This window comes from Clostridioides sp. ZZV15-6383, assembly GCF_020657735.1.
Lineage (GTDB): Bacteria > Bacillota > Clostridia > Peptostreptococcales > Peptostreptococcaceae > Clostridioides > Clostridioides difficile_D.
Genome location: NZ_JAGWCV010000011.1, coordinates 1 through 19,000, shown reverse-complemented (window position 1 = coordinate 19,000; position 19,000 = coordinate 1). Strand labels below are relative to the sequence as shown.

The window sequence follows — 19,000 nt, the reverse complement described above, 5'->3', positions numbered from 1 at the left end:
ATTTTTTAATTTTATTTTTTATATTTATCCAATATAGAATCATAAATTTTCTCTATATCATTAAAGTTTAAATTAACTTCATAATTTTCTCTAACAAACTGACGACCTTTTTTACCCATACTAACTCTAAGTTCATCATTCTCCATTAGTTTTATTATAGCATTTTTTATTTCTTCTGCTTGTTTTGGTTCTACAATTAATCCAGTTTCATTTTCCCATACAGATTCTGGATGTCCACCTACATTTGTAACTATAACAGGTACTTCACACGCCTCTGATTCTATAGCTGCCACCCCAAATCCCTCTCTCAAAGAAGGAAATACTGTTACATCAAAAGAATTGAACGTCTTACTGACATCATCTGGAGATATTCTTCCTAAGAACTGAACATCATCTTCTATACCTAATTCTTTAGTTAAATTTATTAGGTTGTCCATCTGACTTCCAGAACCGCCTATTTTAAGAATTATTTTCTTATCTTTATATTCATCTTTCAGCATCTTAAATGCTTGTATTAAATATTCAATTCCATATTTTTTTTCTAGACTCTTTATAATTCCTATTACAAAAGCATCTTCTTTTTCTACTTCCATAGGCTTAAACCTATCCATATCTACTCCAAAAAAAGTTACATCTACATGCTTAGCTGTATATTTATTAGCCTCTTTAGCCATATCTCTACTATTTGAAAAAATATAGTCTGCTTTTCTAAAATTATGTTTTATAATTTGTTTTTGTATAAAACCATTATTAGGGAAATCATAAATATCAGTACCCCAGACAGAAATAATATATGGATGATACCCAAGTAGACTACCTATAAATCCATAACTACTTGCATATTGTGCATGCAATATATCTGGCTTTATTTCATTTACTAGTTTCTTTATTTGTCTTATTGAACCTAAGTATCCTGTTTTTTTAGAAATGTTTTCATTTTTTAGTTCTTCTACATTAGAACCAAAATCATAAATCTTAATTCCTTCCATATGACCTCCATTTAAAGAGATTACATGAATGTCATATCCTTTATTTTTAAAAAAACTACACCATTTTAAAGTATGAGGATTTGACCCATCAGCTAAATAACAAACAGTCTTCATAATATTTACCTTCCTATCGAATAATACTCAATCCCTAGTTCTTCCATATCTTTAATTTTATAGCAGTTTCTTCCATCAAGAACTAAAGGATTTTTCATCTTTTCCTTATACTTATGTATATCATAATTTAATACATTTTTCCATTCAGTCATTATAAAACATATCTCTGCATCTTCTATAGCATCATCTACAGAATCAGCATAGAGTATAGAATCACCAAATATTTTCTTAGTATTACTCACACCAATTGGGTCGTATACTGTCACTCTTGCTCCTCTTTCAAGCAAATATTTTATATTTGGTATAGATGGAGCTTCTCTTATATCATCAGTGTCTGGTTTAAAAGTCAAACCTAAAACAGCAACCTTCATATCTTGAAAACTCTCTACTAGTTTAGATGCCTTTCTAACTAATTTAAGTTTTTGGCTTTCATTAACTTCTATTGCAGCTTTTACTGTTTTTAATTCATATCCATTATGTTCAGATAGCCAGTGAAGAGCTTTTGTATCTTTTGGAAAACAAGAACCACCATATCCTATTCCCGCCTTTAAAAACTTACTTCCTATTCTATCATCATAACTCATTCCTAAAGCTACATCTTCTACATTAGCCCCAGCTATTTCACAAAGATTTGCAATATCATTCATAAAAGATATTTTAAGTGCCAAGAAGTTATTTGATGCGTATTTTATCATTTCAGCACTATTTCTATTTGTAACTATTATAGGTTGATTAAAATGTTCATAAATTTGATGTAATATATCTCTAGCCCATTCACTTTCTACACCTATAACGATTCTTGAAGCATGTAAAGTATCTTTTACTGCTGTTCCTTGTGACAAAAACTCTGGATTAGATGCAAGTTCTACTTTTACCTCATTTTTTAAATTCTTATTTATATAACATTCTATTTCTTCATTTGTACCAATTGGTACTGTAGATTTTATTACAACTAGAGTATCTTTTGTTATAGTTTCAGCTATTTGCTTTGCAACAGCCTTTATATAATCTAAATTAGCTGAACCATCACTTCTCTCTGGAGTACCTACAGCTATTAATATTACATCTGCATCTTCATAAGCTTTTTTATAATCAGTAGTGTAATCTATTCTTCCTCTATTGTAATTTTTAACCATAAGTTCTTCTAGGCCTTCTTCATATATAGGAGCTATTCCAAGCTTCATTGATTTAACTTTTTGTTCATCTACATCAACACAGACTACATTTTCATTACCTACCTCTGCTAGACAAACACCTGTAACCAACCCTACATATCCAGTCCCAGCTATAGCTATCTTCATTATTTTTACCTCCAAGTATATAAAACTTATACTCTTTTTTTAATGGCATTAAAAACATAGAAACAAAATACATATAGGGTTTTTGGTAAACTTAAATTTTCAACATTTCTATAAGTATTCCAAGTTCGTTTTAATGCTTTTATCTTGTTGCTCGATATAGAATTTCCAACTAGCCTATAATTCACTAAATCTACTGGAATTCCATATGCATATTTTTCCTTTTTAAGTAACTGTAACCAGGTTGCAGTATCTTGTCCTCTTCTCACTAAAGGCATGCTAAATTCACCTACGATATTCTTATCAATGACTACAGTAGAACACCCTATTATAGTATTTCTAAGCAATCCCTCATAGTCAATCTTTTTAGGTGCTCTTGCAACTTTATTTGTTTTTGTTCCATCTTGTCTCATATATCTATAAGATGTAAAAGAAAATCCGATATTTCCTTTTAACATATATTCTATCTGAATCTCTAACTTTTTACTATCCCATAAATCATCACTATCTACAAATGCGATAAATCTACCTTCCGCATTTTTAATACCAACATTTCTAGATACTGCAGCTCCAGAATTTTTTTCAAGTTTTATATATTTTATTCTAGCATCTTCTTTTTGAAAACTTTTTATAATTTCACTTGAATTGTCCTTAGAACAATCATCCACTAATAAAAGCTGCCAATTTTTATAAGTTTGATTTTGGATTGACTTTATCGTCTCTGATAAAAACTCTTCTGAATTATATACAGGAGTAATTATCGATACTAAAGGCTCATTCATATTTTTACTCTCCTTATATAGCAACTAGCAGTACTATACCAACAAGTTTACTTAGATACTAATTTTCTTTGTCCAATATATTTATAATATCCTAATGGAAACAATACTAAATACAATAATTTATCAGATATCTTATTTATTTCGCCAAAATAATGACTATCAGACAATAATGAATATCTGGCTAAATTTATGTAATTTTTTATCCACATATATGGATATCTATCTAATGGATATGTACTTTGATTTATTAAATATAAAAATTCTAATGCTCTACCTTTCAATGCATTTTTATTTAAAATATTTTTAGTCAAACCATCATCCAAATAATCTCTTATTATCATAGGTTTGTTTACACATTTAACTTTATAGTATTTAGACATTTCATTCCATACTACACTTTCTGGTAAAAATCTCACTTCTTTTCTTTCTGGAAAAGGAAATTTTATAAGCTCATCAGTTACAAATACTATACTTTTATCTCCCTTAACACCATACTTAAAATATAGGTCTGCAAAGTGACATATTTTCTTATCTTCAGGCATTTTTGTCCCTATCAAATCTCCGCTTGGATATACACAAAGTCCAACAACTCCACTAAATCCTTCTTTATTCTCTACAGAATTCCACTCATTATCAGCAATTTCAAGAGAATCTTTAATTAAACCATCATCACTATCTACAATAAAAAATAGCTCTCCATCTGCACTTTTTACACCTAGATTTATTGCAGTATGTTTTCCTCCATTTTCTTTGTATATATATCTTATATTTAATTTATTTTCTGATATAAATTTTTCAACTAATTCTTTAGTACTGTCGCTACTTCCATCATCAACAATTAACCATTCAAAATCATTGAAATCATATGTTTGAGCTTTTAAATCATTATACAGGTTTTCAAGCAAATGAGCTCTATTATATGTTGGAGTAAATACAGTAAATTTATATTTATACATTAATTAAATCTTCCTCTCTATCTAACTTTTTTTGATTCCATTTATTCCATAATTAATAAAGTAGTATATAGCTTTGTATAGAGGTATTTTTTCTATATTTCTATATATATTCCAAGTCCACATAGCAGCTTTTATTTTATTACCACTTAGTGAGTTACTAGATTTTCTATATAATGCTAAAACTTCATTTATTCCATGGGCGATATGTCCTCTTTTTAATATAGATAGCCACAAGACATAATCTTCATGTCTTACACCACTCATTTTGATTTCAAAATCCAGTTTAGACTTATCAATAACAACAGTAAGACATCCCAAAATATTTCCCTTCAATAATCTTCTATAATCTACATTAGGTGGAACTTTTATTACTTTGTTTAACTTCTTATCATTTTCATCCATTAGTTCATATGAAGTAAATGAGATTACATAGTCATTTTCTAACATAAAGTTTACTTGTTTTTCTAGCTTACTACTATTCCATTGGTCATCACTATCTAAAAAAGCTATAAATTGTCCTGTTGCCTTACTTAGTGCTAAATTTCTAGCATTAGAGACACCCTTATTAGTCTCAGTCTTTATACATTTTATTCTACTATCTTGTTGCATATAAGATTTGACTATATTAGGACTATTATCTGTTGAGCAATCATCAATAATTAACATTTCCCACTCTTGATAAGTTTGGTTTAATACTGATTTTATGGTTGCTTCAATAAATTTTTCAGAATTATACATGGGAGTAATTATAGATACTAAATTCTTCTTCATATTACCTTCCTCATCATTTATAAAATATTTATTTAATTTTACTTAATACACAATCATATATCCTCTTGCAGTTCTTATTGTCATTATATCTGAAAAACTTATTTCTTTCATTTTTTTGGTTATCCATAACCTCAAAATTATTCTCAATAATATCAATAAGTTTATTCACAGCTTCATCATTATTATAAGCCAAAGACCCAAACATTTCACTTTTTAAATCTATATATGAGTCAACTTTTTGCATATATTCATCCAAGTCAAATTGGTAAAACAATATAGGTCTGTTCATATATAAAAAGTCTATGGCTACACTTGAATAATCAGTTATATTTGCAGCTGATTTTCTAATTTCATTTGCTAGAGTTACCCCTTTATCTAAAAATACAATTCGTTTTCCTGTTATATTTTCTTTTATATCATCTATAAACTCATGCATAAGATGATGCATATAGATTTTTACATTTATATCTTTTTCATCTAGAATTTTATTTAACTTATCATCATTCAAGAAATTCATTATATTTTTAAAATAATCTGTATCTGTAAATTTTCCTGAACTAAATTTTATCCAATCTCTCCATGTAGGAGTATATAATATATCTCGTGTTTGTGCAACTTCATTTGTTGGTAAATTGTCATATCTTGCATTTCCAATTATATAAACTGAGTCATCTAACATTCCCCAATCATTTACCATAACATTTCTTTCAAACTCAGAACTTGCTGTAACCATATTATAGCTTTTATATAAGTTATCTATAATATTTTTGAATTTTTTATTCATTGGTTTTCTCTTTTTAAAACTTATAGTCCCATGATTTAAAAACACTTTTATCGTCTTTTTATGGAAATAATTAAGAACAGGTACAGCAAAATTATATGGTGCTATATCTGCTGATGGCGCATGTGAAAATATTATTGCTTTTGAATTGTAATAATATAGATAGTTTTCTACACTTCCTCTTATTAATTTTTTGCCTGGAATTTTATCGAATACTTTACTGTCTTTATTTACTACCCAATAAGTTTCTACATCATTATGTTCTTTCAACATATACTCATAAAAGAACTTTGAATTATCATTGTATATATCTCCTGAATGTCCACCTATAAGCCAGATATTTCTACCATTAAACTTATGCTTACTAAATGGATATATAAAAAAAGCCAAAAGCATATTTATTAAAAATTTAACCTTGTCCATAAACACCATCCTCATTATAACTTATACTGTCTAAATCCATTAATTCTTCCCTTTATAGTGGCACTATGATAATCTCTATTAGAACTCAATATAAGACCTCCTATATTTCTTACAAGTTTTGATGCCATAACCTTTATAAACTTATAATTTTTTCTATAGACTATTTCCTTTTTGCAAAACGCTCCAAAACCTCTTCCATAGTTATAATCTTTTTGATACTTTTCTTTAGATTTAGAATGTTTTTTTGCAGGATGGTAAATTATATCATTTCCAAAATATTTTCCTTTAAAACCTAAACTCAATAAGTTTAAAACATAATCTATCTCTTCGCCAGAGCCAAACTCTCCACCAACACCTAATTTTTCATCAAATCTTGTATATTCATTCTCTTCAAAATTAATAAAAAAAGTTATGGATGTTATAGTATCTAAAACGTTGGAACTTGTGATATCACAAGTTCCATCATACATCTTCTTAAAAGCATCAATTTTATTTGCATCCATAGTTTTGCAACTATATATTTTATAATCTTTATTTTTATTAAAGAAATTTATAACTTTTTCTAATGTATCATTTTCGTAAACACAATCATCATCAGGGAAACCTATAATTTGTCCTTTAGCATTATCTATGCCTATATTTCTGTTATAGCTTAATCCTAGCTTATCACTTTTTATATACTTTATATCTAGCTTATCAATGTATTTATCAACTATCTCCTTAACTTTGTTATTATCATTTTGATCTACTACTATAAGTTCAAAGTTTTTGTAAGTTTGATTTTTTAAGCTGTCCATAAGCAAGTATATATCATCATATCTATTTAATGTCGGCATTATTAATGATATTAACATTACTACCTCCTACTTTTCATTTTCCACAAATCTACCTCTCTTTTATCATTTAATATCACTTCTTTTATTAGTAATACTATTGCAAAACTAAATGAAGCTTCTAATAATAAATTTTCTGCAAAAGAGTATAGTAAAAATATAAATAAAGCCACTAAATACGCTTTTTTATCTTTTTCTATAAAGCTTTCTATTCCTTTATACATCAAATACATAAATAATATACAAGCAATTACTCCTAGTACACTAATTATATATACATAAGAACTATCTAATGGATTAGTTGCTTTTATAGCCGCACTATATGAATTCCCAAAAGGTTTCAGAAAATTCCCCTTTTCAGCTAAGTATACATTCCAGAACTTAGGTCTACTTGCTAATAATCTATTTAATACAGTACTTTTATCAAACACTGTACCAATAATTACACTAGATAAAATAAGTATTATCGGTAATGTCTTTATAAGCATTGGTAGTCCTTTTATTTTTTTTATATCTATAAATCTTATTATTTCTACAAATATCAACCCTGCTAATATAGTAAAAAAACCAGTTCTACTATATGTAGTTTGATAAACAAAAAATGCAGATCCAAATAAAATTATTCTATCCCATTTATTATAGTCTTTATATCTTAAGAATATATATGCTGCATATATAGTAACCATATGATAAAATACGCTATTTGGATTACCAAGTCCAAAATCCATTCTTGTAACAAGCATATCTATCTTTTCTATATATCTATAGTGAACTTCCTGATTAAATATTAATGAAGGAAATAAATTAAATAATAATATAGCTACCATTAAAAAACATGCAGATATTATTAAATAATTTTTAACTATAAATTTATCATCTATTTGTTTAGCTGATACAGCTAATAAAACGATTAATAATATAGCTCCTTCCCTATTTAATAAATAAAGTAAGACACAAACTCCAACTAGCACCATTTCTGTTATACTTTTTCTCTTATCAAATAAAAAAAGTAGCATTAGTATTCCTATTGAAGAATAAAATAACGCTGATTTAATCATCCCTATATTCATATCTGGGTCAATAAATGATATCATATACTTTCTAAGTAATATGATAAACAAAACAAATATATAAAGATATTTTCTAATCATAATATTTCTATCATCGTTTAAAGTCTTCATTTTACTTTCTCCCTTTTAGCTTCGTAAAGTATTACTTGCAAATATTTTACAACACTTCCATATCTTATTTACACCTGTTAAGTGTTTGCTTTCTAAGAAATAATTTCTCTTTTTAGCCCAACTTTTTCCCCACCAATGTATCCCATAAGTGTTTGCTGTAATACACTCTGGTGTAAAGTCTTCTTTAAATCCAAAAGGATAAAAATATTCTTTATCGTAAACACGTATTCCTTCTTCATAATTATTTTTATCAATCTTTTTATAATTCTTTTCCATAAGATGAGTCATAATCTTTGGTATTGTAAATAAAGAAGAACTCAGAACCTCTTTTTCATAGTAATTTAATAAGTCTTTAAAGAAAGGATGTCCTTTTTCTACACCTATTATAGCTGCATTCATATATTCTCCATCATCTTCATAACCACATATAAGCCTATTATTGTCTAAAAGAGGAGTTATATCTTTTAATATCTGCATATCTGTATCCATGTAAACTCCACCTTGTTCATAAAGTACTCTTATTCTTGTATAGTCCGATATAAATGCCCAAAGTTTTCTTTTATAACATTCTTCTAAAAACTTATTTCCCTTTATTTCTTTCTCTATATCAAAGTTTTTTTCATTCCACTCTACTATCTCATATTCTGGAAGCTTTTCTTTCCAAGAATTTATACATATATTTTCTATATTGCCTTTTGGACCACCAAACCATACATAATGTATTTTTTTAGGAATCAAATGAACACCTCCTACATATATTCTCGTCTATCTTCTTCTTTTAATTGCTCTACTATCTTTTTGACATCTTGAGCTTTATCTTTTCTACAAACCATAACTGCATCATTCGTAGACACTACTATCAAATCACTAATACCTATTGTCGATATTAATTTGTCATCTGAATATATAATTGAGTTTTTGGTATCTATAGTAATATTTTCACCTCTTTTGATATTACCTTCATCATCAGTTGGATATATTGCACCTAGAGAGTCCCAAGAACCAACGTCATTCCACCCAAAATCGCCAGGAACTACTATAACATCATTACTTCTTTCCATAATACCATAATCTATAGAGATTGATTGTATTGTTGGATATATTTCTTTTATTTTTTCTATTTCTTCTTTTGTTCCTAAGTATTTGCTTATCTCTTCTAATTTTTCATATACTTTTGGTAAGTATCTCTTAAAATCTTCTAATATTTTAGATACCTTCCATACGAACATTCCGCTATTCCATACATATTTCTTAGAGTTTACATATTCTTTAGCAATCTCATAGTTTGGCTTTTCTACAAACTCCACTACCTCATATGCAACATTTTCTATTGTATTTTCTCTATTAAAATTTATGTATCCATATCCTGTTGATGGAAATGTAGGAGTTATCCCAATAGTTACTAGTTTATCATTATTTTCTGCTATATAGATAGCTTTTTCTAAAATAGATTTAAATTCTTTTTCATCTTTTATATAATGGTCAGCTGGATATACACACATAACACCATCACCATATTTTTTCATTATGTTAAAGGCTGCAAAGCCTATAGCTGCTGCCGTATTTCTGGCACATGGTTCTGGCAAAATATTACTATCTAAACATTTATCTTTTACTATATCCTTTAAAGCTTCCAATTGCTTCTCATTAGTTACTATAAATAAATCGTCTTTTTTTGCTAGAGAATCTATTCTGTTTATAGTTTCGTTTATTAAAGCATCTTCTCCACTTAAATTTATAAGCTGTTTAGGTACTTCTTGTCTACTAAGTGGCCAGAAACGAGTCCCGCCTCCTCCAGCCATTATGACATTATATACTTTCATTGTTTATCTCCCCTTAGCTTTTTATATAGAATCTACTACATTTAATATATAAGATATTAAATTTTTCAATTTAAATTCTACATCTTCTTGGTTGTCTGAATTTGCTCCAAAGTAAAATTTAATTTTAGGTTCTGTACCTGAAGGTCTTATAGCTATCCAAGAACCATCTTCAAGTAAAAATTTAAGTACATCTGATTTTGGTAAATCATCTACTCCATTTTTATAATCTAAAATCTTATCTACTTTTACATCAGCCACATTATCTATTTTAACACTTCTAAAGTAAAGCATCATCTCTTTTATTTTTTTTATTCCATCTATGCCTTTTAAAGTCACTGACTTTAAATCTTCTTTGTAGTATCCAAATTTATTATATGTATCTATCAAAGCTTCATACAAGTTCATACCTTTTGAAGAATAGTATGCTGCCATTTCACATATCATAAGTGAAGATACAACACCATCTTTATCTCTAGCATGAGTTCCAATTAAGTAACCATAGCTTTCCTCATATCCCATTATAAAGCTTCTATCATTACTTTCTTCAAAAGAATTTATTTTTTCTCCTATAAATTTAAATCCTGTTAAAGTATTTAAACAATCTACATTATAAGCCTTTGCTATTTTGGCACCTAGTTCTGATGTAACTATAGTTTTTATTATTGTAGGATTATTTTTAGGTAGTTTATTTTCTTTGACTAAGCCTTCTACTATATATCTAACTAAAAGTGAGCCAACCTGGTTTCCATTTAATACTACATACTCACCACTAGAATCTTTTACAACAACACCTACTCTGTCACAATCAGGGTCTGTTCCTATTATCAAATCAGCACCATTACTCTTTGCCATTTCAATAGCTATATTAAATACTGACTTTTCTTCTGGGTTAGGATACTTAACTGTTGAAAAATTAGAATCTGGCAATTCTTGCTCTTTAACCACTGTTACATTTTCAAAGCCACATTCATTTAAGACTCTTCTCACTGGCTTATTTCCTGTCCCGTGAATAGGTGTATATATTATTTTTAATTTTTTTCCATACTCATCTATTATATTCTGTCTTAAAACTTGCTTCTTAACAGCCTTTATAAACTCATCCTCTACTTCATTATCTAATATAGTTATTAAATTTTTAGATAAAGCTTCTTCAAAATCTAAAGTTTTAATAATACTGTAGTCATCAATCTTATTAACTTCTGCTATTATATCATTTGCCATATCTATACAGATTTGACCACCGTCTGAGTCATATACCTTGTACCCATTGTACTCTTTAGGGTTATGACTTGCTGTTATTACTATTCCCATAGCACATTTTAAATATCTTACAGCAAAAGAAAGTTCTGGTGTTGGCTTTAATTCTTTAAAAATATAAGCCTTTACACCATAAGCACTTAAAGTCTTTGCCACTTCTATACAAAATTCTCTCGACATGTATCTGCTATCATATGCTATAACTATTCCCTTTTTCTTTCCTTCTTCACCTTGAGTCTTCATAATATAATTTGAAATTCCAAGTGTTGCACGTCTAACAGTATAAATATTGATTCTATTAGTTCCCGCTCCTATTATACCTCTTAATCCACCTGTTCCAAACTCTAAATTCTTATAAAATCTATCTTGTATTTCTTTTTCATCGTCTTTTATTCCTAACAACTCATTTTTCGTTTGTTCATCAAAATAAGGAGAATTTAACCACATTTCATAATTATTCTTATAATCCATATTTTCATCCTTTCTAACTCTATTTTAATTTTTTAATGTAAATGTCTATCTTTTAAGTAGTTTTTGTTTTCCTTTTCTTAAAAATTCAAAAGCTAAATCCATCTCTTCTACCTTAAATAAAACTATCAATATCGTATATACAGAGGCTCCACCTAATACCCCAACTCCAACTGCTACAATTTCTTTAATTGTTCCTGAACCTATAAGTACATATAGATTACTATATATCAATAAAGTGACTACTGCCATTACGCCTGATGCTACCAAACTTTTTAAACCAGTCTTTATAATTTTATCTCCTCCAAAATATCCATTTTTCTTTTTAAGAGATATAAATAATAATATAACTGTAATTATGTTAGATGTACTAGTTGATATAGCAATACCTGCATGACCCAGTGGTCTTATTAATATTAAATTAAGAACTATATTTATTACTAAAGCTATACTTCCATTTATCATTGGTGTCTTTGTGTCTGAAAGAGAGTAAAATGCCCTATATAAAACATCTCTTACTCCACAAGCCAATAAGCCTAGTGAATACAATCTAAGTGCTATAGATGTAAGGTCTGTTGATAACGCATCAAATTTACCCCTTTGGAATAATATCCTAACAAGAGGTTCTGCTAATATAATAGCTCCTACAGATATAGGAAGCACCACCAATATAATGCAATTTGATGATTTTACAATAGTACTTATAAATCCTTCTTTGTTATCTTTACCTGACATTTTTGCTAGCTTAGGATATATAACTGTTATTATAGACGTAACAAATAACGCCATAACAAACTCATTTAATCTATTTGCATAGTTAAGGGCAGACAGCTTCCCATCTCCCAAAGTAGTTGCCAATAATCTGTCAACAAATATATTTAACTGTCCCACAGCTACTCCTATTAACATAGGCAATACTAAGTTGACTAATTCTTTTATAGACTCATCCTTTAAATTTATATATGGCTTATACTTGTAGGACTTCTTAAATGCAAATGGAAGTTGAAATAATAGTTGACTCGCCATAGCAAGTAATGCTCCTGCTGGCAGTATCCATATGTTTTTACCTGCACTTAGTGCTATTGCTGCTATTATTATAATATTATATGGAATTCCTATAAGCCCAGGAATTACAAAACTGTCATTCACCTGTAAAAATGAACTAAATATTTTACTTCCACTCAGGAACAAAACTCCTGAAATCATTATTTTAGTAAATAATATCGCTGCTTGAAATTTAGCAGGGTCATTTCTAAATCCTGCTGCAAATACTGTAACAAATTGCTCTGTAAATAAAAGCCCAATAATAGCTATTACTATAGCCATTATATAGCATATATTTAAAACATTATTAGTAAATTTTAAGGCACCTTCATCTCCGAGTCTTTTCTTTGTCTCAAAGTACATAGGTATATAAGTTGTAGCAATTGCAGAACCTATGACTGCTATGATTAAACCAGGTATATTTAATGTTAATACAAATACGTCTGCATACATACCTGTCCCATAGAAATTTGCAAGTACAAGTTCTCTAAGAAAACCTAATACTTTTGAAAACATAGTGGCTGCCATAATCCACAATGCTGCTTTAGCTGTTTTTGACATTTTATTTCTCCTTATCTAATTTAAACTCTAAAAGTAGAACTTTTAAAACTGCTTATAAACATTCTTCTGACTAAGTAAATTTAACCTATGAAAAGCTTCCTTTATAAATCAAAAACTATTTCGACTCATATCTAAATGCCCTAAATGTAATCAATAGTAATAATAGTATTAATATTATAGAAGATAAGAATGTTAGATTAAATATACTCTTAAGTAAACTATAATTACCTACTGTGTATCCAACTTCAACTACATCATTTATATTGCTATTTTTCAAGAATTTATCTTGTGCACGACTTAAATTATCACTACAAATCAGTATTGGCATATTTTCTTTTGCTGATACTACTCCCAAAGAAATATATTCGTTTACATCAGATCTACTACCAAAGTCTAATCTAGCAGTATAGATTTTCTTTATATCTTTTTCATCATAAAACTTCTTTATTAAATCTACATTTGTACTTGATTTATTTATTTGCTTTATACCTTCTATATTCTTTAAGTTAGAATCAACCTCTGCAATAAATTCTTTTGAATCCCCCAATGCATATATTTTTTCAAGATTTTTACCTTTTAAGAAATCAATTTGTTCTTCAAAACCTTCATCTTTAGCCCATATTATTGGCATTCCACTTTTAGCTGCATAAGAATATACAGATATGGCATTCTCTAATCCTGTAGTTGAGCTAAGTAAAAATGCTTTATCAAATCCTACTGTTCTGTACATTTCTCTAGCTATCTTTAAAGATGTATCATATCTGTCTTTTCCTCTTATTCTTTCTACTTTCATTCCCATTCTTTCTATATTACGTTCAGCATCTTTAGATACTGCCTTTAAACCACCTATTATCGTAACTTTCTCTGGAGCTAGTTCTTTTAGATAATTTCTTGTTACTCTACCAAGATTTTTACTCTTAGTTACAACTATTGGAGCATTTTTTGCATATGCTAAAGGTGTTGCACTTATACTATCTACAATTGAATCTTCATTTACAAGAATTACTTCTTTAGAATCCTTAAATACTCTTCTATTTAACTCTGCAGAAATCTCTGGTATACTTCCTTCTATCAACTCTTTTTTAGGATTTGCATCTGCAAATACTCCTATCGTACTAGAAATAGAGATTAACAAAACTAACGATAATATAGTAGAAATTTTTTTAATCATAAGTTCTCATTCCTTTTCTTTTTTGTATTTTTTGACAATAAAAAAGCTCTTTTTTAAAGAGCTTTTTCATTGATTAGTAATCTAATATTTTAAAATTATCTAGCTCCGTCTCCTGTCAATACTACTTTAACAGTTTTAAAGAGTATCTTAAAGTCAAGTAATATACTCCTATTTTTTATATAGTAAATATCTTCTTTAAGTTTTTCTTCAGGAGTGATTTCGTATCCACCATTTACTTGTGCCCAACCTGTAAGTCCAGGTTTTATAGCAAGCCTGTTGATAAATCCAGGTATTTCCTCATTGAATTGAACAGTAAAGTTTGGTCTCTCTGGTCTAGGGCCTATTAAGCCCATGTCCCCCTTTAATATATTAAACAGCTGTGGAATCTCATCAATTCTAGTTTTCCTAATAAACTTTCCAACCTTAGTTATTCTAGGATCATCTTTTTCAGCCCATTGTGCGCCAAATTTTTCTGCGTCTGTTCTCATAGATCTTAATTTATATATATAGAATCTTCTCCCGCATTTTCCTAGTCTTTCTTGCTTATAAGTTATTGGTCCTTTGTCCTCTATTTTAATAAGAATTCCAAATATTGCTATTAAAGGTAAACCTATCACAAGTCCTATTATAGCTAAAACTAAATCCATAATTCTTTGGTACAAGTCAAATAGAACTGTTCCTTTTACTATGCTATAGTCAATCTCACTTGCAATTTCTTTATCTGCCCCTGGATAGCTTTTAATTTTAGGTATTTCACACTCATCATTAGTATATCCAGACATAGTTACCTCCATATTGGAATAAAAATTTTTTAATTCTTAATTTCAACTTATTTCTATCTTATTTTTGACTTATTCCTATATTATACTCAATAATGAGCAGATTATCAATACAAGAAACATCATTGTAAACAATTTGATTCTTTACAAAAATATATCATCTCTTGTTATATTTTACATTATAACAGGAGATGATATGTTTTGCTTTAATATTTTTTATTTTATTTTACTGTATCTTCTATTCCTATTCCAATTTGAGTTCCCATTGTTTTTACTTTTTCTGTAGTATTTAACTTATCCATATCGCTCTTATTGTCAATAAATGCACATTCAACAAGTATTGCTGGATAATTATTATTTCTTAACACATATAGGTAATCATTTCCATTAGCAAGTGTTCTTGTCTTGATTCCTCTATTTTTCATGTTAAATTTTTCTAGTATTCTTTTTAAGATATTTGATGCTGCAGTCTTAGTTGTTCCACCATTCTTATCTTTTACTTTGTAATAAATTTCCACACCATTACCAGCTCCATTAGATGCATTGTAATGTATACTTGTAAATAAATCTGGCTTTATAGTATTTGATAATGTTGTTCTTTCTCCTAAAGCCATTGTCTTATCTGTATCTCTAGTCATAACAACATTTATACCTTTTGAACGTAAATATTCAGTAGTTGCTAGTGCCGTATTAAGAGTATATTTCTTTTCTTGTGCTCCACCATTTAGCCCACTTGTTGCCCCTGAATCAGAACCCCCATGACCTGGGTCTATCACTACAGTTTTTCCTGTTGCTGAACCTGAATTGTCTGGATCTGTTGGTGCATTGTGTTTTGATAAACTAGATGCTATAGAACTTATAACGCTATCTTTCATTCCATCACCAATTTGATATACTGTTCCTGCTGTTTTTTCTGATAAGTTTGTATTATGGTATGCAGAAACATAAGTTTTTGGAGTTATAAGTATTGGAGCTTTTAATTTAGCTGCTAAAGGTCCTGCTGTTATTGAATCAACTATTATGTCAGATTTTGCAACTAACATTGCACTCAATTCTTTATCTGGATAGAAAGTCTTGATTACATTTGCATTTGTTTCATGTCTATCTGCTCCAGAAATTCTATTTTTTGAAGTCCCATTTTTTGCTATTTTAGATATTTGGTCTATGATTTTTGATGATAAACTTTGACTACCACCTATATAATAAGCTTCTTCTAGACCTTGTGAAGATAACCAATTATATGTACCTTGTGGTACGGAATCTTTATTAGATAATATTATAGGTTGTTGGTCTTCACCAGCTTTTGGTGAAATATTAAGAGCATCATATTCACCAGCATATCCATTTGCTATGTATATTTTATTAACATCATGATACTTATCTATTTCTTTTGCGATAAGTAAAGATGTTTCATGTCTATCAACCCCACCAATACGAGTTATATTTACATTTACAGCAGATTTAATTTGAGATACTGCCTTTTGTGAAACTGAACCATCATCACCTATGATTATTACATCACTTGGGTTTAGACGTTTTAATTCTGCCTTTGTACTTTCTGGTATATCATCTTTATTTGCAAGTAATATTGGTGCATCATATGTAGATGCAAGTGGAGTAGCTGTGATTCCATCTGCTGCTAATTCTCCATTAACTATTACAACCTTACTAGACCCATCTTTCCAACCTTGTTTACTTATCTCAACAGCAGTTTCAAATCTAGTAGGGCCAGCAAGTTTTTTTACTGGTGCAGAAGTTTTTCTCATATATTCATTTACTGCTTTTGTTGAATTTGCATCACTTATTATAAACTCTTGTGTAACATCATAATCCTTAAGATTTAATCCCATAGACTCTAAGTCTTCTTTGTTTAAAACTTTCTGTTCATCTTTGCCATTTATTTTTATGCTTTGAAGTTCCCACACATTTAAGTATTCTGGGTCTTTGTTATAGTTTATTACACCTTCATATGAATCTGTCTTTTCATTGTAATTTAAAGTAGCTTCAAGTGGCATATCATAACACATAAAATTTAATGTTATTGAATCAGCATTTAATTTTTCTTTAAATTTTACACTTGCATTAGATTTACTTCCTAACACTACACTTTTTCTTTGTAAATTTATATTAATATCTGAGTTAGATTCTGTATTTGCAGTAGTATTTTCTGCTGCTAAAGCCACGTTTGGTGCCACCATTGCTATAGACAACATTCCTGTTGCTAATAATTTTGTTCTTTTTCTCATTGTATCCCCCCTAGATTTTTAGATCTTTAAATCTTATTTAATTCTTCTTGAACTTGTTTTATATTACATAAATTCAATATTATGTAAATCTTTTTTCATTATAACACAAAAGATTACAAATTGTAATCTTTTTGTAATCTTTTATGGCATGGTTTTTAAATTTTATCGAGGGGAAATTTTGATTATATTTGATAGTTTCCGTGTATTTGAACAAAACAAAGACTTTAGCGTCTAAAAATATTGCACTAAATTTTGATAAATATTTTTTTCTTATACATAATAGACATTACTATAACCCAGAATAGGACATACAATAAAGAAAATACAAGAGAATCCCAAGTTGTACCTGCCCAAGGAGTTATAAGTTCATATGTAGTCCACTCTACCAAGGTAGTTGGATAATCGACTTTATTTGTAAGTTTTGGAAGGTTCCAAAAAACATGGCTTAATATCTCGAGACACATATATGTAAAAATAGGGCTACTTCCAAGCGCTATTATTGGGGTAAATATTTTACTTTTATTTTTGATGTCACATATAAAATAAAATATTGACAGTAATATACCATAACTTCCAGCCATTAAAAGTACAAATGAGCTAGACCATAATCTTTTATTAAATGGAAAATACTGATTAAATATAAAAGCACCTATTAGTAAAATAATACTCATAACTAATATTTTAAAGAATTTTTTATACTCTCCTATGTTTTCTTTTAAAAGCACACATCCCATCGTGCATCCCAACATTCCTGAAGAAATTGCTACTATACTAGTTAAAAAACCATCTGGCTCAAAATCTGACTTGTACAAATGACCTTTAAAGAAATGTAAATCCACTAATTGTGCAAGAGAACCTTCTAACTCAAACCCATAAGGTTTTGCTACTATGTAATATCCTACTATTATAAATGCAGATATACATAAGAAAGTAATTATTGTAACAGTACTTCCAACATTTAATTTTTTTAGTAGTAAGTATACTAAGCTAGTCACAAAATAGACTAGTCCCATACGTTGAAGTACTCCAAGTATTCTTACAGTATTTAAATCAGGATTTCCTAGGTAATTTAAGAAAAATCCAAATAATATCAATAAGATACTTCTCTTGAATATACTAAGTATTATACTTAATGTAGATTTATTATTTTTTAGTTTACTATTTATTGATATTGGAATTGTAACACCTAAGGATATAACAAAAAAAGGAAATGCAAAATCTGCAAGTGTTACACCATGCCATACAGCATGTCTTAGTTGAGGATACATTCTCATCCAAGTCCCAGGATTATTACAAACTATCATGAGGGCTATTGATAGCCCTCTTATTATATCTATTGATTTAACTCTGCTATTCACAAATTTAGAGTCTACACTATTATTTGAAATTTTATTGCTATTGCTATTGCTATTGCTATTGCTATTGCTATTGCTATTGCTATTGCTATTGCTATTGCTATTGCTATTGCTATTGCTATTGCTATTGCTATTGCTATTGCTATTGCTATTGCTATTGCTATTGCT

At 28.7% G+C, this 19,000-nt stretch carries 16 protein-coding genes; all 16 read right to left on the bottom strand.

The genetic code is table 11. The features are described 5' to 3' along the window. Positions 1-11: 11 nt before the first annotated feature. A complete protein-coding gene (locus KGF42_RS06215; protein WP_054274756.1) occupies positions 12-1,103 on the bottom strand; it encodes a glycosyltransferase in 1,092 nt (363 codons plus the stop codon). Positions 1,104-1,108: 5 nt separating this feature from the next. Next, positions 1,109-2,404, bottom strand: a complete 1,296-nt coding sequence (locus KGF42_RS06210; protein WP_227822343.1) for a UDP-glucose dehydrogenase family protein — start codon at positions 2,402-2,404, stop codon at positions 1,109-1,111. A 26-nt stretch (positions 2,405-2,430) separates the two neighbouring features. Beyond that, complete coding sequence (locus tag KGF42_RS06205) at positions 2,431-3,183, bottom strand: glycosyltransferase family 2 protein (RefSeq protein WP_227822342.1); 753 nt, start codon at positions 3,181-3,183, stop codon at positions 2,431-2,433. A gap of 47 nt (positions 3,184-3,230) precedes the next feature. Next, positions 3,231-4,139, bottom strand: coding sequence for a glycosyltransferase family 2 protein (locus tag KGF42_RS06200; protein ID WP_227822341.1), 909 nt, complete (start codon positions 4,137-4,139; stop codon positions 3,231-3,233). A 21-nt stretch (positions 4,140-4,160) separates the two neighbouring features. Then, positions 4,161-4,910: a glycosyltransferase family 2 protein gene (locus tag KGF42_RS06195; protein WP_054274760.1), complete on the bottom strand. Its 750-nt coding sequence runs from the start codon at positions 4,908-4,910 to the stop codon at positions 4,161-4,163. A gap of 28 nt (positions 4,911-4,938) precedes the next feature. After that, on the bottom strand, positions 4,939-6,114 hold the full coding sequence (locus tag KGF42_RS06190) for a CDP-glycerol glycerophosphotransferase family protein (protein ID WP_227822340.1): 1,176 nt from the start codon (positions 6,112-6,114) through the stop codon (positions 4,939-4,941). A 14-nt stretch (positions 6,115-6,128) separates the two neighbouring features. Then, positions 6,129-6,968, bottom strand: coding sequence for a glycosyltransferase family 2 protein (locus tag KGF42_RS06185; RefSeq protein WP_227825980.1), 840 nt, complete (start codon positions 6,966-6,968; stop codon positions 6,129-6,131). Positions 6,969-6,970: 2 nt separating this feature from the next. Beyond that, positions 6,971-8,128 (bottom strand): polysaccharide polymerase, encoded by a 1,158-nt coding sequence (locus KGF42_RS06180; RefSeq protein WP_107594763.1) that lies wholly within the window; start codon positions 8,126-8,128, stop codon positions 6,971-6,973. 15 nt (positions 8,129-8,143) lie between these two features. Continuing rightward, the gene (locus KGF42_RS06175) at positions 8,144-8,866 is read right to left on the bottom strand and encodes a glycosyltransferase (protein ID WP_227822339.1); all 723 of its coding nucleotides are present in this window, start codon (positions 8,864-8,866) and stop codon (positions 8,144-8,146) included. 11 nt (positions 8,867-8,877) lie between these two features. Beyond that, the gene (locus tag KGF42_RS06170; RefSeq protein WP_227825979.1) at positions 8,878-9,951 is read right to left on the bottom strand and encodes a mannose-1-phosphate guanylyltransferase; all 1,074 of its coding nucleotides are present in this window, start codon (positions 9,949-9,951) and stop codon (positions 8,878-8,880) included. Between the two features lie 21 nt (positions 9,952-9,972). Further along, the gene (locus tag KGF42_RS06165; protein WP_227825978.1) at positions 9,973-11,679 is read right to left on the bottom strand and encodes a phospho-sugar mutase; all 1,707 of its coding nucleotides are present in this window, start codon (positions 11,677-11,679) and stop codon (positions 9,973-9,975) included. 45 nt (positions 11,680-11,724) lie between these two features. Next, entirely contained in the window at positions 11,725-13,281 is a 1,557-nt protein-coding gene (gene murJ, locus KGF42_RS06160; protein WP_227825977.1) for a murein biosynthesis integral membrane protein MurJ, read from the bottom strand. Positions 13,282-13,396: 115 nt separating this feature from the next. Next, positions 13,397-14,452, bottom strand: a complete 1,056-nt coding sequence (locus KGF42_RS06155; protein WP_227822336.1) for a cell wall-binding protein Cwp7 — start codon at positions 14,450-14,452, stop codon at positions 13,397-13,399. A gap of 95 nt (positions 14,453-14,547) precedes the next feature. Beyond that, on the bottom strand, positions 14,548-15,234 hold the full coding sequence (locus KGF42_RS06150) for a sugar transferase (RefSeq protein WP_079740152.1): 687 nt from the start codon (positions 15,232-15,234) through the stop codon (positions 14,548-14,550). Positions 15,235-15,452: 218 nt separating this feature from the next. After that, entirely contained in the window at positions 15,453-17,477 is a 2,025-nt protein-coding gene (locus KGF42_RS06145) for an N-acetylmuramoyl-L-alanine amidase (RefSeq protein WP_227825976.1), read from the bottom strand. Positions 17,478-17,722: 245 nt separating this feature from the next. Further along, positions 17,723-19,000, bottom strand: a 1,278-nt coding sequence (locus tag KGF42_RS06140) for a DUF5009 domain-containing protein (protein ID WP_227825975.1), incomplete at its 5' end; no start/stop codon positions are given.